At 71.2% G+C, this 20,122-nt stretch carries 22 protein-coding genes; 10 read left to right on the forward strand and 12 right to left on the reverse strand.

Annotated features, from left to right (window positions below):
* Positions 1-4: 4 nt before the first annotated feature.
* From dctP to AOA12_RS13270, 3 genes are all read right to left on the reverse strand, one after another.
* Entirely contained in the window at positions 5-1,114 is a 1,110-nt protein-coding gene (gene dctP / locus AOA12_RS13260) for a TRAP transporter substrate-binding protein DctP (protein ID WP_197280920.1), read from the reverse strand.
* 140 nt (positions 1,115-1,254) lie between these two features.
* Positions 1,255-1,794: a nuclear transport factor 2 family protein gene (locus AOA12_RS13265; RefSeq protein WP_082406251.1), complete on the reverse strand. Its 540-nt coding sequence runs from the start codon at positions 1,792-1,794 to the stop codon at positions 1,255-1,257.
* 54 nt (positions 1,795-1,848) lie between these two features.
* Positions 1,849-2,934, reverse strand: a complete 1,086-nt coding sequence (locus tag AOA12_RS13270) for an iron-containing alcohol dehydrogenase (protein ID WP_054683542.1) — start codon at positions 2,932-2,934, stop codon at positions 1,849-1,851.
* Between the two features lie 259 nt (positions 2,935-3,193).
* Between AOA12_RS13270 and AOA12_RS13275 the strand changes: the two genes are divergently transcribed.
* Positions 3,194-4,111 (forward strand): alpha/beta hydrolase, encoded by a 918-nt coding sequence (locus AOA12_RS13275; protein ID WP_054683543.1) that lies wholly within the window; start codon positions 3,194-3,196, stop codon positions 4,109-4,111.
* Positions 4,112-4,244: 133 nt separating this feature from the next.
* Here AOA12_RS13275 and AOA12_RS13280 read toward each other — a convergent pair whose 3' ends face one another.
* Complete coding sequence (locus AOA12_RS13280; protein ID WP_054683546.1) at positions 4,245-5,777, reverse strand: ABC transporter substrate-binding protein; 1,533 nt, start codon at positions 5,775-5,777, stop codon at positions 4,245-4,247.
* 222 nt (positions 5,778-5,999) lie between these two features.
* On the opposite strand from AOA12_RS13280, the gene AOA12_RS13285 reads away from it, so the two are divergent.
* The 4 genes from AOA12_RS13285 to AOA12_RS13300 all read left to right on the forward strand — a co-directional run bounded on the left by AOA12_RS13285 (position 6,000) and on the right by AOA12_RS13300 (position 8,272).
* Positions 6,000-6,611: a TetR/AcrR family transcriptional regulator gene (locus tag AOA12_RS13285; protein WP_156366499.1), complete on the forward strand. Its 612-nt coding sequence runs from the start codon at positions 6,000-6,002 to the stop codon at positions 6,609-6,611.
* 48 nt (positions 6,612-6,659) lie between these two features.
* Positions 6,660-7,697, forward strand: coding sequence for an NAD(P)-dependent alcohol dehydrogenase (locus AOA12_RS13290; RefSeq protein WP_054683550.1), 1,038 nt, complete (start codon positions 6,660-6,662; stop codon positions 7,695-7,697).
* Between the two features lie 75 nt (positions 7,698-7,772).
* Positions 7,773-8,117: an ArsR/SmtB family transcription factor gene (locus AOA12_RS13295; protein ID WP_054683551.1), complete on the forward strand. Its 345-nt coding sequence runs from the start codon at positions 7,773-7,775 to the stop codon at positions 8,115-8,117.
* A complete protein-coding gene (locus AOA12_RS13300; RefSeq protein WP_054683553.1) occupies positions 8,114-8,272 on the forward strand; it encodes a hypothetical protein in 159 nt (52 codons plus the stop codon). The genes AOA12_RS13295 and AOA12_RS13300 overlap by 4 nt, the downstream gene beginning before the upstream one ends.
* Positions 8,273-8,297: 25 nt before the next feature.
* Here the strand turns inward: AOA12_RS13300 and AOA12_RS13305 are convergent, their stop codons facing one another.
* A complete protein-coding gene (locus AOA12_RS13305) occupies positions 8,298-9,026 on the reverse strand; it encodes an SAM-dependent methyltransferase (protein ID WP_197280921.1) in 729 nt (242 codons plus the stop codon).
* Positions 9,027-9,126: 100 nt separating this feature from the next.
* Positions 9,127-9,711, reverse strand: a complete 585-nt coding sequence (locus AOA12_RS13310) for a TetR/AcrR family transcriptional regulator (protein ID WP_054683556.1) — start codon at positions 9,709-9,711, stop codon at positions 9,127-9,129.
* A 126-nt stretch (positions 9,712-9,837) separates the two neighbouring features.
* Here AOA12_RS13310 and AOA12_RS13315 point away from each other — a divergent pair, with 126 nt between their 5' ends.
* Positions 9,838-10,497 carry a hypothetical protein gene (locus AOA12_RS13315; protein ID WP_054683558.1) on the forward strand — a complete coding sequence of 220 codons (660 nt, stop codon included), beginning with the start codon at positions 9,838-9,840 and terminating at the stop codon, positions 10,495-10,497.
* A gap of 102 nt (positions 10,498-10,599) precedes the next feature.
* Here the strand turns inward: AOA12_RS13315 and AOA12_RS13320 are convergent, their stop codons facing one another.
* Positions 10,600-10,803 carry a cold-shock protein gene (locus AOA12_RS13320; RefSeq protein WP_054687031.1) on the reverse strand — a complete coding sequence of 68 codons (204 nt, stop codon included), beginning with the start codon at positions 10,801-10,803 and terminating at the stop codon, positions 10,600-10,602.
* A gap of 522 nt (positions 10,804-11,325) precedes the next feature.
* Positions 11,326-11,949 carry a TetR/AcrR family transcriptional regulator gene (locus AOA12_RS13325; RefSeq protein ID WP_054683560.1) on the reverse strand — a complete coding sequence of 208 codons (624 nt, stop codon included), beginning with the start codon at positions 11,947-11,949 and terminating at the stop codon, positions 11,326-11,328.
* Between the two features lie 70 nt (positions 11,950-12,019).
* Between AOA12_RS13325 and AOA12_RS13330 the strand changes: the two genes are divergently transcribed.
* Complete coding sequence (locus AOA12_RS13330) at positions 12,020-13,414, forward strand: DHA2 family efflux MFS transporter permease subunit (protein WP_082406252.1); 1,395 nt, start codon at positions 12,020-12,022, stop codon at positions 13,412-13,414.
* On the opposite strand, the gene AOA12_RS13335 is transcribed toward AOA12_RS13330, so the two are convergent.
* Together AOA12_RS13335 and AOA12_RS13340 are read right to left on the reverse strand one after the other, a co-directional pair.
* Complete coding sequence (locus AOA12_RS13335) at positions 13,396-14,058, reverse strand: response regulator transcription factor (RefSeq protein WP_054687033.1); 663 nt, start codon at positions 14,056-14,058, stop codon at positions 13,396-13,398. The two genes, AOA12_RS13330 and AOA12_RS13335, sit on opposite strands and share 19 nt — an antisense overlap.
* 2 nt (positions 14,059-14,060) lie before the next feature.
* Positions 14,061-15,617 (reverse strand): sensor histidine kinase, encoded by a 1,557-nt coding sequence (locus tag AOA12_RS13340; protein WP_054683566.1) that lies wholly within the window; start codon positions 15,615-15,617, stop codon positions 14,061-14,063.
* A 103-nt stretch (positions 15,618-15,720) separates the two neighbouring features.
* On the opposite strand from AOA12_RS13340, the gene AOA12_RS13345 reads away from it, so the two are divergent.
* Together AOA12_RS13345 and AOA12_RS13350 are read left to right on the forward strand one after the other, a co-directional pair.
* Complete coding sequence (locus AOA12_RS13345; RefSeq protein ID WP_197280922.1) at positions 15,721-16,884, forward strand: phosphotransferase; 1,164 nt, start codon at positions 15,721-15,723, stop codon at positions 16,882-16,884.
* A gap of 92 nt (positions 16,885-16,976) precedes the next feature.
* Positions 16,977-17,402: a hypothetical protein gene (locus AOA12_RS13350; protein WP_054683570.1), complete on the forward strand. Its 426-nt coding sequence runs from the start codon at positions 16,977-16,979 to the stop codon at positions 17,400-17,402.
* A 106-nt stretch (positions 17,403-17,508) separates the two neighbouring features.
* Here AOA12_RS13350 and soxR read toward each other — a convergent pair whose 3' ends face one another.
* Entirely contained in the window at positions 17,509-17,979 is a 471-nt protein-coding gene (soxR, locus tag AOA12_RS13355) for a redox-sensitive transcriptional activator SoxR (RefSeq protein ID WP_054683573.1), read from the reverse strand.
* Positions 17,980-18,019: 40 nt separating this feature from the next.
* Here soxR and AOA12_RS13360 point away from each other — a divergent pair, with 40 nt between their 5' ends.
* The gene (locus AOA12_RS13360) at positions 18,020-19,444 is read left to right on the forward strand and encodes an MFS transporter (protein WP_054683578.1); all 1,425 of its coding nucleotides are present in this window, start codon (positions 18,020-18,022) and stop codon (positions 19,442-19,444) included.
* Between the two features lie 42 nt (positions 19,445-19,486).
* Here the strand turns inward: AOA12_RS13360 and AOA12_RS13365 are convergent, their stop codons facing one another.
* Complete coding sequence (locus tag AOA12_RS13365; protein ID WP_197280924.1) at positions 19,487-20,065, reverse strand: isochorismatase family protein; 579 nt, start codon at positions 20,063-20,065, stop codon at positions 19,487-19,489.
* Positions 20,066-20,122 lie beyond the last annotated feature (57 nt).

Consider the following 20,122-nt stretch of genomic DNA (forward strand, 5'->3'; position numbering starts at 1 on the left):
GGCGTCAGCGCCCGGCGCAGGTGATCGCGCCCGTCGTGTGCGGGTGCTCGGTCTCCATGCGCTTGATGAGCGCGACGTAGTCGTCGTACCACGCGTCGAGGTCCTCGACGCCAGTACCGGCGGACTCCGCGGCCGCCTTCCAGCCGTCGGCGAGCGTCGTGCCCGTCAGGTCGCGCCACCTGTCCACCTCGGCCTCGGGGAACAGCTGCGGCTGCATGCCCGCGTCGGTGAGCTTGTCGCACGTCTTGGTCTCCAGCTCCTCCATCAGCTCCATCGTGCCGTCGACGACCTCGTTGCCGACCTCGGTCATGATGTCGCGGACATCGTCGGGCAGGCCCTCCCAGACGTCCTTGTTGAAGAAGAGGTCGACGATCGCGAACGTGCCCGTGCTGGCGTAGTAGATGTTGTCGGTGACCTCGTAGACGCCGAAGTCGGTGACCGAGTCCATCTGGAACCCGAAGAAGCCGTCGAGCAGACCGCGCTCGAGGCTCTCATAGGTCTCACCCGCCGGCATGGCCATCGGGTTCGCTCCTGCGACCTTGAGCATCTCGATCGCGCCACCCGACGCGCGGACGTTCTTGCCCTTGAGATCGTCGAGACCGCCCAGCTCGCCCTTGACTCCGAGCACGGAGGGGGTCGTGGGGATGAAGAACGGCACGACCACGTTCTGGGCGTCGTACTCGGCTTTGAAGTTCTCGTCGTGCTGGTAGAGCCACTGGTGCGCGGCGGCGTGGGCGAAGGGGTTGTCGGTGACGAACGGCACGGCGCCCGATGCGACGGAGAGCGGCAGGTCGCCGGGGAAGTACGCGTCGCCCGACTGCCCCAGGTCGGCGCGCCCCGTGCTCACCCCCTCGAGCATCTCCGCGGCGCCGAGCAGCGCGCCGCCGCCCATGACGCGGAACGTGACGCGTCCGTCGGTGCGCTCGGTGACTTCGTCCATCCACCACTGCGCAGCGAGGTGGGTGTAGCTCTTGTCACCGAAGTATGTGGCGTACGTCAGCTGGATCGGCTCGTCCCCCTCGCCGCCGGCGTCCGCTCCGCCGCCGCAACCGGCCAGCACGAGCGACGCGGCCAGCATCGTCACCGCGGCGCTCACAAGCCCAGGCTTCTTCATTGAATGCTCCTCGCAGGATCTGGCACTGTCGTGCCTTCTCGGCCGGCGCGCCTCTGCGCCGTGCGAACCGAGCCCGCCGAGGCGGGATCGGGAAAAAAGTATCCTAATTAACCCTGGCGCGTCAATCGCGATCTGCCCCATCACCCGCACACGGCGTCGTCGGCGCCCCAGACCCCCGCGTGGATCGGGTCGAGCGGGAATCGTGCGCCGAGCGCGAACTCGCTGAAATCGACCGCATCGCCCGCATCGCCGGCCTCCACCTGATAGCGCCAGTCGAGCGCGACGACACGGCGCATGATGAGCCAGCCGTGCTCGCCTCCTCGCACGAGCACATCGAGGTAGCGGGCGCCGACGACGTCGACGATCCGCCGGTCGGGGCGCACGAGCGTCGCCTGCACGTAGCTCTCCGCGGTCGCACGGTCGCCGTCGATCTCGATGAGCGTGTTGCTCAGCCTGTGCGACGTGGCGGCGTTCTCGCGACGGAGGCGTTCGGCGATGAACGCAGCGAAATCCTGCCCGTTCCCCTTCCAGTAGCCGTGGTCGTCGAAGGAGTCCGGGTGGTAGCACGCCCGGATGAGCTCGACGTGGCACCGGTCCACGCCACGGCAGTACAGGTGCAGGACGTCGAGCACTCGGAGCTTCTCGATGTAGGCCTCGTCAGGCACTCGGCTTGCGGTCATGTGCACTTCCTCGTTCCTCTCATACCCCGACGACCCGTCCGGCCATCGACACGATCACCACGCCGCGCTGAGCACCGACACGAGCTCGCCCCGGGTCGGAGCATCGCCCGCGAGACTCGCGTCGTCGAGCCCGGCGGGCGGCAGGAGATCGACGATGTCGACGGGAACGCCGATATCGCGCAGCCGGGACGGAAGACACGCGCGCGCACCCACGTCCTCGACGAGCGACAGCAGTTCCGTGTCGGCGGGCGCCGCACGCCGCAGGACATGCGGGAGCAGCACGGTGCTGATCATCGCGTGCGGCGCGCCCGTCAGACCGCCGAGCCAGTGCCGCAGCACAGCACCGACCCCCAGCCCGCCCGGGGCGCTGAACGCAGCGAAATAGCTGGCCCACACACCGAGCTGGCAGTGCCGCACGGCCTCATCGTCACGCCGGGGCCAGGCGGCGAGACCCGCCGAGAGCATGCGCCGCCCCTCCTGCAGCATCGGTCGCACGAGCGGATGCACAGCCGGATGGGCGAGCTGCTCACACGCGTCACCGAGCGTCTTGAGGCCCGTGCTCACCCACAGCGCATCGGGGGTCTCCGTCGCCAGCAGAGGATCGAGCACGACGATGTCGCACGCCACGGAAGGACTCCGGATCAGGTGTTTCATGCGATCGCCGGATGTGACGAAGCTCGCGATGTTCGAGAACTCGCTGCCGGCGAGAGCGGTCGGCAGAGCGACGATCGCAGACGGCGTGCATCGTCGCAGATCCCCCGTGCGCGCCATCTCCACGAGCGTGCGCTCATCGGCCTGAGCCGCCTGTGCGAGCGCGGCGGACTTCGCGGTGTCGATCACGCTGCCGCCGCCCAGCGCGACGACGGCGTCGGCGCGACACTCCTCCATGAGCTGCCGCACGCGCAGCACGACCGACACGGGAACATGCGGCTCGCACTCCGTGAAGACGGCTGCGAGACGCCCGGCGAGGAGCGCACGCACCCGCGCGATCAGCCGGTCATTGCGGGCGAGCGTGCGTCCGGTGAGGAGGAGAACGGACTGGATGCCGCGCCGATCAAGCTCCGCGGCCATCCCCTCGAGCGCGCCCGGCCCCGCGAGCACCGTCCACGGCTGCTGACCGTTGTCATATCTCGTCAGCACGATTCACACCCCTCCGTTGGAGCGAGGGAGACACTCCCCGATCAAAATAAGTATCAGATATATGTCACCGGGCAGGCAAGGCCCGCCACTCGCCGCCAGTCCTCGACGTAAATTTCGATCGTTCGATTGAATTTGTTGCTAGGCTGACGACGCGGCGGGAACCGCCGACTCCGCGCCTCGCGGATCACGACATCGACGCAGTCCCGGACGGACCGCTCGCGCACCGTCGCGCGCCGCTCGGCTGCGACAAGGAGCACAGATGGCAACTATCACCGAACCGATCAAGGGCGGCTTCTCCACGCGCGTCGCGGAGCTGAGCATCGACTACTTCGAGATCGAGTCCGACATCGTGGGCGCGCGCTTCGCCGTCTCGGTGTCACTCCCCTCCACCGGCTACGGCACCGGCCCCCTGCCCGTCGTCTACGCCCTCGACGCGCAGTGGCACGGCGGAGGCTACGAGAAGATGCACGACGCGCTCACCAAGAACGAGGCCGTGCGGCCGGTGCAGCCCTACGTGCAGGTCAACGTCGGCTACACGATGGACGAGGGCGACGAGGCGATCGGCATCCGCAATCGCGATCTCGTGCCCGCGGGCGAGTCGTTCCCCGACGGCTTCGCCGACTACCTCCGCGACCACCTGGGACGCGACGGCGAGCCCGCGCCGGCCGACAAGCTCGAGCGGTTCTTCGCCTACATGGCCGACGCGCGCGCCGACGACTTCCTCGCCTTCCTCGAGACCGAGCTGCACCCCGTCGTCGCCGAACGCTACGAGGTGCGCAGCGAGGACGCCGGCCTGTTCGGGTTCTCGTACGGCGGGCTGTTCGCGCTGCACGCGCTGACCGCCGGCAGCACCCTGTTCTCGCGCTTCGGCGCCGGCAGCCCCGGCATCCTCGTCGAGGAGAGCACGATCTTCGCGGCCTACGAGGAGTTCGCGGCGCGCAACGGCGGGAGCGAGCGCGCGCGCCGCCTGCACATCACCGTCGCCGACAACGAGATGTTCGGTCCGATCCGCCTCTACCGCCTGCTGGGCATCGAGACGGCGCGCTTCTATCACCTGGTCTGCGAGAAGCCGGTGCCGGGCCTGGAGACCACGATCGAGGTCATCCGCGGCGAAGACCACGAGAGCGGCACGCTCGACGCGTACCGCAGCTTCATCCGCACCTGCTACGCGGTCTGAGCGCCGATCGCACAGGCGGTCCCCGACCGGCGCACGCTGGTCGGGGACGCCCGGCGGAGGAGTTCCGGCACGGTCTTCCGCGGGTCTCCGGAGGCGGGGGCGGATCGGCTGCCCGATCCGCCCCCGCCATCGATCACTGCGCCGGCCGGTAGTTCCAGATCGAGGGCATGCCCTGCTCGACCTGCAGCTCGACGTCGACCTCGGCATTCGCGTAGTACGGGATCGCGGCGCGGAACCACGGGGCGAACCAGGCCTGCTCGACGATGTAGGCGTTGAGCTCCTTCGCCCTGGCGGCCGCGGTGGCCTCGTCGCCGAACTGGATCTCGCGGACCAGCTCGTTCACCTTCGGGTCCTCGTAGCCGAACACGTTGGTCGCGGACGTCGGCGACAGGTACTGGTTGATCGCGACCCACGTCGACGGGGCGTTGAGCGAGTAGACGAAGGACGAGAACTCGCCCGAGAGCATGTCCCACGCGTCGGCCGGCGAGAGCTCGGTGATCTCGACCGTGATGCCGACGGCGGCGAGCTGCTCCTTGAGCACGGCCTTCATCGCGGGATCGGCGTTGCTGATCAGCGCGAGGCTGAACGTCGGGTTCGCGATCCCGCTCTCCGCGACCAGCTGCTTCGCCTTCTCGGGGTCGTACGGATACCGGTCGTCCAGCGCGGCGTCGAAGGCCGTCGAGCTCGACGAGAAGATCTGCGTCGTCTGCGTGCCGGCGCCCAGATAGATCTGCTCCAGAACCGTGTCGGCGTCGATCGCGTGATTGATCGCCTGACGGATGCGCACGTCGCCGAGGTCCGGCGACATCTTGCCGGCGCGGTCGGCGAGCGTGATGCCGAAGTAGTCGAGGTCCTGCAGGTGCGGCACCAGTCCGGCGCCCTCGACCTGGGCCATCGACTTCGGGTCGACGCGCGCGGCGTCGACCTGGCCGCTGATGAGCGCGTTGACGCGTGCCGTGACGTCACCGATCACCTTGATGACGATCTTGTCGTAGTGCTGCAGCGACGGGTCCCAGTAGTCCTCGTTCTTGACGTAGGTGTACTGCGCGCCGACGCTCGTCGCAGCCGCGTCGAGCGTGTAGGGCCCGCTGCCGACCGGCATGGTCTTGATCGCGTCGGTGCCGAGCGCGGCAGGGCTGCCCATGTAGCCGGCCGCGCCGCTGAGGTAGATCTCCATCGCGGGCTCGGGCTCGGACAGGCGGATGGCGATCGAGTGCTCGCCGGTGACCTCCGCCGACGTCATGCGCGCGAGCCAGAACGCCTGGGCGCCCCCGCCGTCGCGGAAGTGCTCGAGGTTCGCCTTCGCGGCCTCCGCGTCGAAGGCCGCGCCGTCGGTGAAGGTCACGTCGTCGCGCAGCTCGAGCGAGAGCGTGAGCCTGTCGTCGCTGAGCTCCCACGACGTGGCGAGCATCGGCGCGAACGAGCCGTCGGGCAGGCGCCGGATGAGCGAGTCGTAGACGGGCTGGTAGTACTGCGGCATGTCGCCCTCGAACGCGAACGCAGGGTCGAACGACTGCGGCTCGACCTCCTGCGCGAGGGTGAGGGTCGCCGAGCCCGCGGCAGGTGCGGAGCCGCCTCCGCCGCCGTCGCCTCCACCGCCGGAGCAGCCGGTGAGGATGAGCGCCACCGCGACGGCCGCGGCGACGAGTGTGCGTCGAAACTTCATCGTTCTCCTTAACGGAAAGAGTGCTGTCGATCCGCGTCGGGCGCTCGCGGAGGGACCTCTGGCAGGGGTCGGGGCGGACCTCGTCGCCCGCTCGACACGACGAGGGTATCACGAACTTCGATCACCTGATACATTTTCATCAGGAGGAGCATCGTGACGAGCGCGATAATCAAGGGCAGCGACGCAACGCACCGACCGCATGGCGGAGAACCGGGAGTGACGATGACCGAGCAGTCCGCACCGACGAGACGACGCGGCCCCTACGCGAAGACGAAGGCCAAGCGGGAGTCGATCATCGACGCCGCGCTGGAGGTGTTCGCCGAGGCCGGCTACTACGCGGGCTCACTGCGCGACATCGCGGCCAAGGCCGACATCAGCGAGGCCAGCATCTTCCACCACTTCCCCAACAAGGCCTCGCTCCTGCTCGCGGCGCTGGAGAAGAACGACCAGGTGGCCTACGGGACCATCCAGGATCCGCGGAACATCGACTTCCTGCACGGCGTCGCGCACCTCACCGAGGAGCTGCCGAAGAAGCCCGGGCACGTCGAGATGTACCTGAGGCTCGCCGCCGAGGCGACGGCGCCGAGCCATCCGGCGCACGACTACATCGCGAAGCGACGCGATGCCGACCGTGAGACGCTCGTCGAGATCTTCACCCGCTACGACCGCGAGGGACGGTACCGCAGCACGCTGCCCTATCGCGACGCGGCGACGCTCCTGATCGCCGTCTACCACGGCATCCAGCTGCAGTGGCTGCTCAACACCGAGGCCGTGGACATCCCCGCCCTGTTCCGGCACCAGCTGGAGCTGTTCGTCGACCTCGACCGCGAGTGACCCGCCCGTCCGGACCCCCGGCCCCCTCCTGAGAAACGAGTCAGCACGATGAACGACGCCCTCCCCGCCACCTCGCGCACCAGCATCCTGAACGGTGCCGGGACCCTCGCGATCGAAGACCGCCCTGTTCCCCGGCCCGCGGCCGGAGAGGTGCTCGTCGAGGTGGCCGCCGTCGGCGTGTGCGGCTCCGACGTGCACTACTACCGCCACGGGGGCATCGGCGACTTCCGCGTCGAGTCGCCCCTCGTGCTGGGCCACGAGGCGAGCGGTCGCATCCGCGCCGTCGGCGAGGGCGTGGCGGCCGACCGGATCGGCGAGCGCGTCTCGATCGAGCCGCAGCGGCACTGCCGCCGCTGCGCGCAGTGCCTCGCCGGGCGGTACAACCTGTGCCCCGCGATGGAGTTCTACGCCACTCCCCCGATCGACGGCGCCTTCACCGGCTTCGTCACGATCCTCGCGGAGTTCGCCCACGCCCTGCCTGACGCCGTCTCCGACGAGGCGGGCGCCCTGCTCGAGCCGCTGTCGGTCGCGATCGCGACCATGCGCAAGGCGGGCATCGCGCCCGGGTCGCGCGTGCTCATCGCGGGCGCGGGGCCCATCGGCATCATCTGCGCGCAGACCGCACGGGCGTTCGGAGCCTCGGAGATCATCGTCAGCGACCTCGTCGCGGAGCGCCGCGAGCGCGCCCTGTCGTACGGCGCGACCTCGGCGATCGATCCCGCCGAGACCGACATCGCGCGAGCGGGCCTCGCCGTCGACGCGTTCGTCGACGCGTGCGGCGTGCCCACGGCGGTCGACGCGGGCATCCGCGCCGTCGGCCCCGCCGGCGTCGCCGTGCTCGTCGGTCTTGGCAGCCCGACGATGCCCCTGCCGGTCGCGCACATCCAGAACTTCGAGATCGTCGTCACGGGCGTCTTCCGCTACGCGAACACCTGGCCGCTCGCGATCGAGCTCGTCGCGCGCGGCCTCGTCGACCTCGACACGCTCGTGACCGGGCGGTACGGCCTCGACGCGGTCGCCGAGGCCCTCGAGAGCGACAGCGACCCGGCGAGCCTCAAGTCGGTCGTCTACCCCGGCCGGGGCTGATCCGGCGAGGGTGCGTCCGACCCGTCTTGGAATTGTCATATTGCAATTTGTTTATATATGTGATGGGGTGAAGACATGGACGCGGAGCCCGGGCTGGTCGAGGCGGCGCAGCTGTTCAAGGTGCTCGGCAACGAGTCACGGCTCTGGCTGCTGCGCCTGATCGGCGACGAGCCGCGCACGGTGGGGGCACTCACGGAGGCGACCGGCATGTCGCAGCCGCTCGTGTCGCAGCACCTGCGCACGCTGCGCCAGGCGGGGCTCGTCTCGGCGAGCCGCGCCGGCAAGGAGGTCGTGTACCGCCTCGACGACCTGCACGTCGCGCACGTCGTCGCCGACGCCCTGGCCCACGTCCGAGAGCCCGCCGCAGGCGGGGTCGCGAACGAGGAACACCCCTCACGGCAACAGAAGGAGACAGCATGACCACCGCAGAGCACACCGCCGCCGAGCACACGACGGCCGAGCACGAGCACGGCGCCGCGTGCGGCCACGAGGCCGTCGCACACGGCGACCACGTGGACTATGTCCACGACGGCCACAAGCACGCGGCACACGGCGACCACTACGACGAGCACTGATCCCTCGCCGCGCCTCGCCCCTCCGCTACGCGCGCCCTGCCAGCCAGTGCGTCCCGTCGGCGAGCGGGGCGAGGCGCAGCCCTACCTCTCCGGCCTCCGCGGCGACGACCGCGGGGGCCGGATGCCGGTAGTCGCACTCCGCGGTGTCCTCGGTGAGCACGCGCTCGCCGTCGAGGCAGAGATAGGTCGTGCGCCAGCGCATGACCTCGGCGTCCACGGGCCACGCCTCGGCGATGCCGCGGTACGTCAGCTCCCCGATCGTCGCGACGGTGAACGCGGACGGCTCGATCCTTCGCGGCCGCTCGGGTCGCGGCAGATCGAGCAGCGCCGCTCCGCCGGCCGGGAGCCGCACCGCGAGCTCGGCGAGCACCGCGGCCCGCTCCCCCGCGTCGAAGTGTCCGATCACGCCGAGGAGGAGCGCCCCGCCGATCCGCGCGGGCAGAGAGGCGGAGAAGAAGTCCTCGGGGCGCACGGTGACACGGGGATGCCAGTCGGGCCGCGCCGCGATCCTCGACAGCGCCAGGGAGCGCATCGCCCGGCTGGGCTCGAGGGCGAGCACCCGCGCTCCGGGAAGCAGGTCGAGGATCCGCGCCGCGTGCACGCCGGAGCCGGCGCCGACGTCGAGCACGGGGCCGGCCTCGGGCCGGAGGCGAGGGACGAGCTCGTCGATCGCGGCCAGCCGCGCCTCCCGCCCCGCGGCGGCGAAGAGGTCGTAGGCCGACGCCGCGGCCGCATACTCGTCACCGTCGCGCACACCCACCTCCGAGCATGAGAATCATTCTCATGCTGTCGAGTGTAGTGCCCCCGCCTCGCGCCACCCGCCCTGGGCGCGAAGGCGCCACCGGGATCCGCGGTCAGGCGGGACCGGCCGCGGCGTCGATCATGCGCTCGAGCGCCGCGCGCGCCTGCGCGGCGGGGAGGCGCGAGCTCAGCATGTGCACGCCGAGCCCCTCGGCGGCGGCCAGGAGCCCCGTCGCGGCGGGGAGCGGGTCGCCCGCACAGCCGGTCGCGCGAAGGAGCGCCGCCAGATGCTCGCGCAGGAGCGCGTTGCCCTCCTCCAGATGGACGGCCGCCTCGGGGTGCGTGGCCGCGAAGGCCTGGAACGCGAGCGCGACGCGGGCGTCGTCCTCCTCCGCCGCGTCGGCGGGCAGCAGGGCGCCGAGCAAGACTCCGAGGACCTGTCGCGGGGCGGGGTCGTCGCCGAGCCGCCCGAGCCGCTCCTCGATGCGCTCCTCGTACCGCGCGCTCGCCGCGCGCATCGCGAACCCCGTCATGGCGACCTTCGAGGGGAAGTAGTGCTGCACCATGCCGGCGGTGACACCGGCCTCGGCCGCGACGTGGCGCAGGCTGACCGCCTCGAGCCCGTCGCGCGCGACCACGCGCAGCAGCGCGGCGGCGATCTGCCGGCGGCGCTCCTCGTGATCGACGCGCTTCGGCATGCCGGAAGCCTTTCACATTGCAGTCGTATTGACAACGGTGGCATCCGCCGTTTACATTGCATGTGCAATGCAAAGAGCCGGGGCGTGCGATCGCGACGAGTGCCCGGCGATGAGAGGAGCCGCGCCATGACGTCGACCGAGGCCTCCCCGCAGGCGCCGACGCGCGGCGCACGGATGCGGGCGCTGGTCGCGCGCGCCACCGCCATGGAGAAGGTCGTCTACACGAGCATCGCACGGGCGATCGCACGCCGTCCCGCCGTGCCCGCCGGCGCGCGAGGCTTCCGGTTCCACGCGCCGGTGCTCACGATCCTGTGGATCTTCATCGCCCTGTCCGCCGTCGAGCTCGTCGTGATCGACCTGATCGTGCACCGGTGGGTGATCGTCAGGATCGTCTGCCTCGTGATCGGCGTCTGGGGACTGATGTGGATGATCGGCGCGCTCTGCTCGTACCACATGCGCCCCCACACCGTCGGCCCCGAGGGCATCGAGATCCGCAACGGGTTCGACCTGAGCGTTCGGATCGGCTGGGACGACGTGCACTCCGTCGCGATCGCGACGCACACCTACGAGCCGAAGACGCCGAACGTCGTCGACGTCGGCGGCGACCGGAGAGCGCTCGTCGTCGGCATCCTGCACGAGACGAACATCGAGATCGTCCTCGAGCGGCCCACCTCGATCACGCTGCCCGGGCTGCCCCCGAAGGGCGGCGAGCACGCCGTCGAGGTCGCGCGTCTGTGGGCCGACGATCCGAAGGCCTTCCTGGCCGGGGTCGGGGAGCACCTCTGACGACGAGCGCGGCGGCCCGATGCCACGGCGGCCGTGGCCGGCAAACGGAAAGGGCGGTCGCGACGAGCACCGCTCGACACGACCGCCCCGTCGAGGCGAGGGTCAGATCACCGTGATGTTGGCGGCCTGCATGCCCTTCTGGCCGCGCTCGGGCTCGAACTCGACCTTCTGGTTCTCCTCGAGGCTGCGGTAGCCGCTGCCGGTGATCGCGCTGAAGTGCGCGAACACGTCGGCGGAGCCGTCGTCGGGAGCGATGAACCCGAAGCCCTTTTCGGCGTTGAACCATTTGACGGTGCCAGTGGCCATGACGTCATTCCTTCTTTGCTGAGGACCACGGGAGTGATCCGTGAATCCGCGACGACGCCGCCGCGGGGTATGGGGGGCGCCGCGCGGCGCGCGCTTCGCGGACGCGGTCGCCGGCGCGTGCAGCGCGTCGCGTGCGGCATCCAGCGATGCCGCGGTCGCGATGGGATGCCCGTGAGCGTCGTGCGTCACGTAGCGGTCGCCGTCTGCGGCGATGAAGCCGGCGAACTCGCCGGCCACCGTGGCGACGTGGACGTCGGCGGCGGCCTGACGCCAGACGGCGTTCGGGGGTGTCACGAGGAGGGAGGGAGAAGAGATACAGAACCAATCAAGAGAGGCGAATGTCCGCCCGAGCAGATGCTCGGGCCGGGAAGCCGGCCTGGAGATGAGTCTCCAGCAGAAACACAACTTCACATACCTACGGGAACAACACTACCGCATGACCGGCGCGACGGGGCCGACCGGTCTCGTTCCCGCGGAGACGCCGCGTCCACCAAGCAGAGGGACGGGGATGCCGCCGCCCCGTCAGCGGACCGCGTACGCCCGCAGGAAGGCCTCGAAGCCGGCATCCACCGACTCGCCGATGAGCCGCTCGTCACCGGGGGCCGTCCCCCCGACGGTGAGCTCCGGGAGCTGCGCCTGCGTGAGCGCGATGAAGTGCCGGGCCGCGGCCGCGGGGTCGTCGACGTCGAGCAGGCCGGCGTTGCCGAGCATGGCGAGCCTGCCGGCGAGCGCCTCGCGGATCGGCTCGGCGCCGGCGCGGCGCACCTCTTCGAACACCGTCGGGTCGCGCCTGCTCTCGGCCAGCACGAGACGGGACAGGGATGCCGCACAGCCCTCGCGCCCGCAGCGGCTGAGCGCGAGCGCCAGCGTCCGCAGGCTGTCACGCCACCTCTCCGGATGCGTGTCCAGCGCGACGACCGCCTCGTAGGACGCCTCGTTCACCTGGCGGGCGATGTCGGACATCGTCTCGCGGAACAGCCGCTCCTTGTTGCCGAAGTACGTGTACACCGTGGGCTTGGAGACACCGGCGGCCGCGGCGATCGCGTCGACGCTCGCACGCTCGTATCCGTGCTCGCCGAACACCGGGCCCGCGGCATCGAGGATCGCCCGGCGCTTGTCGGTGCGCGCGATCGCCTGTGCCAGCATGAGGACACATTACCAGTTCTTACGCGTTCGATCTTGTTTTTAACTACACGGTTTAGTAGCTTTCTTTGCCATGCCAGTAACCACACGGCCCGCCGGGCCCGACTCACGTACGCGCTGGGCGATCGCGGCGATGGCTCTCGCCGCCTTCATGGCGGTGCTCAACGGCACGACGGTCACCTCCTCGCTCGAGGCCCTGGGACCGATCCTGGGCACGCCGCTCTCCGGGACCGTCTGGGTCACCACCGCCTATCTCGTGGCGGCCTCGGCATCCGTCCCGCTGATCGGTTGGCTGACGACCCGGATCGGCTCCGCACGGGTCCTGCAGCTCGCGCTCGTCGGGTTCGCCGCCGGTTCGCTGCTGTGCGGCTTCGCGACGGATCTGACGAGCATGGTCGTCTTCCGCATCATCCAGGGGCTCTCCGGCGGGATGCTGGAGCCGGCCGCGATCGCGGTGATCGGGCTGATCACGCCCGCCTCGCGGATGGGACGCACCATGGGCTTCGTCTCGCTCGTCATCAACGTCGGTCCCGTGCTGGGACCGCTCGTCGGCGGATTCCTGATGAACCATGGCGCGTGGTCGTGGATCTTCTGGATCAACGTGCCGCTGGCGGGCCTCGTGAGCATCGCCGCCTGGCGTCTCCTGCCGGCGAGCGAGCACGCCGGCGATGCGCGCGCTCCGATCGACCTGCGAGGGCTCGCCCTGCTGCCGCCGGGCTTCGTGCTCGTCCTGCTCGGCATCAACCGCTGGGGGGCGGGCGCCGACGCGGCTCTCGTGATCGCCGGCATCGCCCTCGGTCTCGCGCTCCTGGCCGGCTACGTCGTGCACGCGCTGCGCTCCCCCTCGCCGCTCCTCGATCTCCGGCTGCTCCGGATCCCCTCGTTCGCCGCGGCGCTCGGGGTCATGAGCGTCGTCGGCCTCGTCATGTACACCCAGCTGACGGTGCTGCCCGTCCTCGCGGAGCGCGCGCTCGGCCTCGATCCCGCCTGGCGCACCGCGCCGGTCGCCGTGCTGGGCGCGGGTCTCATGGTCTCGATGACCGTGGCCGGCCGGCTGAGCGACACGTTCGGTCCTCGCACGCTCGTGCGCACGGGAGCGATCGTCACCGCGGCGGCGAGCGTGCTCGTCGCGCTCGGCCACGCGACCTGGGGCCTCGTCCCCGTCCTCCTGCTGGTCGGCGCCGCCGGTCTCGGCTTCGGGGCGATCGCATCGCCCGCGTTCGCGAGCGTCTACCGGGTGCTTCCCAAGCGCTCGGTCGGCCAGGGCACGGCGGCGCTGTTCATCGTCGTCCAGCTCTTCGCCTCGGCCGGGGTCACCATCGTCGGGTTCCTCACGGCCGCCGCCGCCGATCCGGCCGGCATCGCCTACGCCCTGATCGCGGTGCTCGCCCTGGCCGTCGCCGTCGCCGCCTCGCTCCTGCCCGGTCCGATGTCCGAGCGGGACGCGGATCAGGACGTCAGTCGGTAGCCGACCCCGCGCACCGTCTCGATCCGCTCGGCGCCGAGCTTCTGGCGGAGGTATCCGATGTACACGTCGACGACGTTGGAGCCCGGATCGAAGTCGTAGCCCCAGACCCGGCTGAGCAGCTGCTCGCGGCTGAGCACCTGGTCGGCGTTGCGGATCAACGTCTCGGCGAGGGCGAACTCCCGCGCGGAGAGCTCGACGTCGTGGTCGCCCACCCGGGCGCGACGGGTGCGGATGTCCAGGCGCAGATCGCCGTGCACGAGCTCCGGCGCGGCGGCGGGCGCGGCCTCGGTGCGCATCCGCACGCGTATCCGGGCGAGCAGCTCGTCGAAGCGGAACGGCTTGCCCAGGTAGTCGTCCGCACCGCCCTCGAATCCGGCGATCGTGTCGTGCAGCTCCACGCGCGCGGTGAGCATGATGACCGGCAGGCGCGAGCCCGACCCGCGGAGCTCGGCGAGCACGTGAAAGCCGTCGAGACCGGGCAGGTTGATGTCGAGCACCATCAGATCGAACTCGTCGGTCAGGGCCAGGCGCAGCGCATCGGGGCCGGTGGCCGCCACGCGGGTGGCGAACCCGGCGGCGCGCAGGCCCTTGTCGATGAACCCGGAGATCCGCGGCTCGTCGTCGGCGATGAGGATGGATGCCACGGTCACGCCTCCACCCTCTCGTTCCGGTCGGTCTCGGCGGCGCGCGCGGCGCCGTCGGGCGGATTCCCCGAGGCGTCCATGGCGGCGTCCATCGCGGTGGGGAGGTCGATCGCGAAGAGCGCGCCGCCGCCGTCGGCGTCCTGCACGGTCGCCAGGCCGCCGTGGGCGCCGGCGATCACCTGCACGATGTGCAGCCCGAGGCCGCTCCCCGAGCGGGACTCGGCCCCGGGGCCGCGGAAGAAGCGGTCGAAGACCTCCTGCTTGACCGCGTCGTCCACCCCCGGGCCGTGATCGCGCACCCAGAGCTGCAGCCGCGGACCCGCCGTCCGGGCCCCGACCTCGATCGCGCCCGCGCCGTGCGTGACCGCGTTCTGCACCAGTTGCAGCACCGCCTGCGTGATGCGGGGAGCGTCGAGGTGGGCGATGCCCGACGCGGAGCCGGCGGCGAGCGAGACGTCGGCGCCGTCGATCCCCTGGGCCTTCCGGAGGATCTGGGGCATCAGCACGTCGAGGTCGACCGCGGCGCGCACGACCGGGCTGGGACCGAGCAGCGCGGCGGCATCCGCGAGATCCTGCACGAGACGGCCCATCCGGTCCAGCTCGTCGAGGGTCAGCTCCCGGGTCAGGCGCACGTCCTCCGCGTCGTCCGGGTCCATCACCTCCAGATGGCCGCGCACGATCGTGATCGGGGTCTTCAGCTCGTGGCCCACGTCGCTGAGCAGCTGACGCTGCGAGCGCAGGGCGTGGTTGAGCCGGTCGAGCATCTGGTTCATCGTCGCCGAGAGGCCGGCGACGTCGTCGTTGCCGACGATCGGCAGACGCTCCTTGAGCGATTGGGCCGAGACGCGTTCGGCGGTCTCGCGCATCTGACGGAGCGGACGGAGCAGGCGGGTCGCGAGCACGGTGCTGGTCGCGGCCACGACGAGCACGATCACGATCGACGAGATCAGGAACATCCCGGACGCCAGGTCGAACTCCGCGAGCTCCGCGGCGAGGTCGTAGACCATGACGAAGGTCACGGTCGCCGGTGCGGGCGAGCCCTCGATGGTGATCGGCGCGGCGATGTACCGCCACTGCGCGTCCTGCTCCGCGTAGGTGCCGATCCGGGCGCGGCCGTCGGAGACGGCGTCCTGCACGTGGCGCGCGAACGCGTGCTCTCCGCCGAGGTCCACGTCCAGGTCGATGCCCGGCAGCATGATGATGCGCCCCTCGGCGATGCCCATCGCGCCGGTGTTGTCGTCGGGGCTCATCCGCTGGATCACGGCCTTCAGCGCCTCCTCGGACGAGGGCCAGGCGGCGCCGTCGGGCGGCAGGCCCTGCGCGACGATGTGGCTCGCCGAGTCCAGGTTCGCGCTCAGGCGGTGGTCGACCTCGTCGAAGATGCGGTGACGCTCGGCGATGTACACCGAGATCCCCGCCGCGGCCAGGCCGAGCGCGGTGACCAGCGTGATCAGCACGACGATGCGTGCGCGCACCGAGAAGAACGAGCCGCGCATGCGCGGAGCCCTCCGCCCCACGCCGCTCGCGGTCGTGGGGCGGCCCTCGTCCGTCTCACGCACCGCCTCGCCCACTCCTTCAGTATGATCGCGGGCCGCTCGGGGAGCCCGGAGTCTAAGAGAGGTCTCATGCCGGCGATCGCCGCCGGCTGGTGGAATGGTGCGCATGGGCGCAACGGGTGCACGACCGGCGGAGGAGGATGCCGGAGTGCTGGGCGAGGCGCTGGGCGTTCCGCCCGAGCGCATCCTCCCGTTCTCGCGCGAGCCGCTCGGACGGGGCACGGTCGCGGGGTTCCACGTCGTCGACCACGATCGGGACGGCGAGCCGCTCCTGTACTACCTGGACACGTCCCGCCTGCCCGTCGTCCGCGAGACCGGACTGGCCTCGGACGGATCGACCACGCCGGAGGCACGGGTGTGGCTGCATCCCGCGGATCCGCATCTGCCGGCCCTGCCGGCCGTCGCGTTCGCGCACGCCGCGTCCTCGCTCCTGGCCCGGGCGGGGCTCGCGGCGTCCGGCGAGCCCGAGATCGTCGGCTACCGTCCGGGACGGCGCGCGGTGCTGCGCATCGCGACCGACGCGGGCCGGGTCTGGGTGAAGGTCGTGCGGCCGAGTCGCAGCGCACGGATCGCACGCGCGCACGAGGCCTGCCGGCGCGCGGGCCTTCCCGTGCCGGAGGTGCCGGCCTGGTCGCCGGAGGGCGTGCTGCTGATCGCGGATGCCGCGGGGCGCCCGGCCGCCGACGTCGCCTGGGATCCGGACGACCTGCTGCGGCAGGTCGACGCGCTGCGTGCGCGCATCGACGCGGTGGACGTGCACGACGCCGCGCGCGGCGTCGCGGGTCGGCTCGACTGGTATGCGTCGCGTCTGAGCGGATCCCCGCGCGCGCAGCGCGTGGCGGACGGTGCGCGCCGGCTGCTGATGTCGGCCGGGGACCGGCCGCAGCGGATCGTGCACGGCGACCTCCACTTCGGCCAGCTGTTCCTGGACGAGGAGCACCGCGTCCGCGGGCTCGTCGACGTGGACACGCTCGGGCGCGGAGACGCCGCGGAAGACGCTGCGGCGTTCCTCGCGCACGCCACGGCGAGCGCGCTGATCTCGCCGGACCTCGTGCGTGACCGCGTCTGGCGGCTGGCGGATGCCGCCGTCGAGCGGTGGGGCGGCGATCCGGCCGCACGGGCCCTGGGCGCGGTGCACCTGCTCGGTCATGCGCTCGGCGCCGCCGATCGCGGCGCGCACGCGGGTGCGGAGGATCTGCTCCGCGCCGCCGGCGCCGTGGTCGAGGGGCGAGCCCCGTCGAGCGCCGCCGGCGAGGGCGACGGCGTCTAAGAGATCTCTCATCGGCCCTTTCGAATCGGCTCATCCGGGGACGACAGCATGGACGACGAGCCGGGCGGAGACACGAGAAGGAGAGAACGATCATGAACACCAGGAAGTGGATCGCATACGGTGCGACGGGCGTCGTCGGGCTGGGCCTCTTCGCGGGCACCGCGACCATCGCCGCCAACGCCATGGACCTGCGGACGACCGACGGGACCGTCATCCAGGACGGCGCGATCAATCACAGCGGCAAGGGCCTGACGTCCGCCCGGATCGACACGACCGGGGACTCGCCGGCCGTGAGCCTGGTCTCCGCGCCGACCCCCACGACGGTGGTCTCCGCGCCCACGGCGGACTCGCCGGCGTCCGCGCCGAGCGTCGCGACGCCGGCATCCGCCCCATCCCCGGTGACGCCGCCGTCGCCCGCCTCGGCGCCCAGCCCGGTCTCGGCGCCGACCCCCGCGTCTCCGCCGAGCCCCGCATCCCCCGGCTCCCCGGCCTCGGCGGCATCGGCGGGGTCGGACTGACCGGCCCGGCCGAGGCATCGGCGCCCCGAGGCCCCACGGTCTCGGGGCGCCGATGTGCGGAGTCGGCGCCGCTCCCCGGGCGCCGGCGACGGAGGAGGACCGAAGGTCACTCCTCCGCGCGGATCTCGGGCAGCAGACGGGGACCGGCCCCGGCCGAGCCGAGCTCGTCGTCGGGATTGAGCACGCGACAGCTGCGCAGCGAGACGCATCCGCATCCGATGCACTCCACGAGCTCGTGCTCCATCCGCTCGATCTCCTTGCGCCGCGCCTCGAGACGCCCGCGCCAGCGCTCGCTGATGCGGCGCCAGTCCGTCTTCCCCGGCATCCGGTCCTGAGGCAGGTCGGCGAAGACCTCGGCGACCTCGGCCAGCGAGATCCCCATCCGCTTCGCGACCTGGATGACGGAGACGCGCCGGATCACGTGCCGCGCGTACCGGCGTTGTCCTCCGGTCGTTCGCGTCGATGCGATGAGCCCCTGACGCTCATAGAAGTGCAACGCGGAAACGGCCACTCCCGTGCGGCGGGAGACCTCCCCGACGGTCAGCAGATCGGTGGGCGCGGGCGTCTCGTCACGCATATTTGACCTCAACTTTGGTTGAGGTTTTAGCGTAGCCGACATGACTGATGAGAACGCGAGCACGGGAGTGATACCGGGCGGCGCCGAGCCCGACGAGACATCCGGGAGCTGGCGCGAGCTGTTCAGCGGCGCGCACCTCACCGCCTCGCTCGTGCTCGCGGGCGGCGTCGCCGTCTACGCCATGAACACGTTCGTCACCGCGGCCCTGCTGCCGTCGACGATCGCCGACATCGGCGGGGAGCAGTACTTCGCCTGGGTGACGACCTCCTTCATGGCGGCCTCGGTGCTGACCTCGATGCTGGTCGCCCGCACGCTCGCGAAGCGCGGCGCCGCGCGGACGTACCTTCTCGCGTTCCTGCTGTTCGCGGCCGGCTCGCTCGGCGCGGCACTCGCGCCGTCGATGGAGGTGCTTCTCGGAGCGCGGGTGCTGCAGGGGCTCGGCGGCGGACTGCTCGCGGGGCTGGGATACGCCGTGATCCGCGACGCGCGCCCCGAGCGGCTGTGGACGCGCGCCACCGGGCTCGTGTCGGCGATGTGGGGGTTCGGCACGCTGGTCGGTCCCGCGATCGGCGGGGTCTTCGCCCAGCTGCACCTCTGGCGCGGTGCGTTCTGGCTCCTCACCGCGGTCGCCGTCGTGCTGGGCGTCATGTCGCTGCGCGGTCTCCCCCGGCACAGCGCCGAGTCGGACGACTTCGGAAAGGTCCCGCTGGCCTCGCTCGGGATGCTCGTGCTCGCGGCGGCCGCGTTCAGCGTCGCCGCCGTCGTCCCCGTCGGCTGGCCGACCGCGGCCGCTCTGGTGACCGGCACCCTGCTCCTCGCCGGATTCGTCGCCATCGACCGTGCTGCGTCGTCCCCCGTTCTCCCCCGCATCACCTATCGGCGCGGGAATCCGCTCACCTGGCTCTACATCGTGCTCGGCATCCTCAGCGCCGCCGCGATGGCGGAGATCTTCCTGCCGAAGTTCGGGCAGGAGCTCGCGGGGATGCCCCCGCTTCTCGCCGGCCTGTTCGGCGCGACCGTGTCGGTCGGCTGGAGCTTCGTCCAGCTCTTCAGCGCAAGCGTCGACGACGAACGCGCCCGGCGGCGCCTCATGCTGCTGGGCCCCGTGCTCATGACCGTCGGGCTCGCCGTCTTCGCCGCGACCCAGCGCGCGGACGCGGGCGGGATCGTCTGGGTGTGGGTGGGCGGGCTCGTCCTCGCGGGGGCCGGCGTGGGCCTCGCCTTCCCGCATCTGAGCGTTGCCGCGATGCGCAGCACCGACGATCCCTTGGAGGGCTCGAAGGCGGCGGCGGGAGTGGGGACGGCCGAGCTCATCGCGAACGCCATGTCGTCGGCGCTCGTCGGCGTGCTGGTCGCCGTGGGCGGGCCCGGTGCAGCCGGCTCCACGGCGATGGGAGCGGGGCTCGCCGCGCTGGGCGTGCTCGGCGTCATCGCCGTCGCGGCGGCCCTGCGCGGCAGGCGGTGACGCGTCGTGCCGCGCCGGGCGCGAGCAGGAACGCGACCACGGTCATTCCGTGACAGGGGCGCCCACCCGCTGCGACGTGGTCACGATGGTCGCGAAGCCACGGCCTCCGAGGATGCTCTCGGTACGCCGCATCAGCTGCTCTCCGGAGACCGCGTCGAACCCGTCCCCCGCGCCGATCCCGGACGTCGTCGTCGCGTCGGTGACGAACTCCACGTCGAACCCGAGATCGCTCGCCACTCGCGCCGTCGTCTCGCAGCACTGCTCCGTGCGGATGCCGCAGACCGCGATGCGACGGATCCCGCGGAGCACCAGCTGCTGCTGGAGGTTCGTCGTGGTGAACGCGTTGATCGATGTCTTCTGCACCCGGATGTCGGTGTCGAGAGGCGCGAGCTCATCGACGACGCGGACGAACCCCGAGGCCGGATCGAAGACGCCTCCCGTTCCGGGCTCGGCGTGGGTCACCCACACGATCAGGTCGCCCGTGGCGCGCGCGTGCTCGACCAGCCGGGCGATGTTGTCGAGCACGTGAGGATTGGCCGTCGCCGCCCAGTCGTCCGTCCGCTGCCGGAAGGACTCCTGGGCGTCGATCACGAACAGGGCCGCATCAGTCGTCGGTGTCATACGTCCATCCTGAGCCCGGCCGATCCTCCGGGCCAGTCGTCATCCTGCCGAAGAGCG

Source organism: Microbacterium sp. No. 7 (assembly GCF_001314225.1).
Lineage (GTDB): Bacteria > Actinomycetota > Actinomycetes > Actinomycetales > Microbacteriaceae > Microbacterium.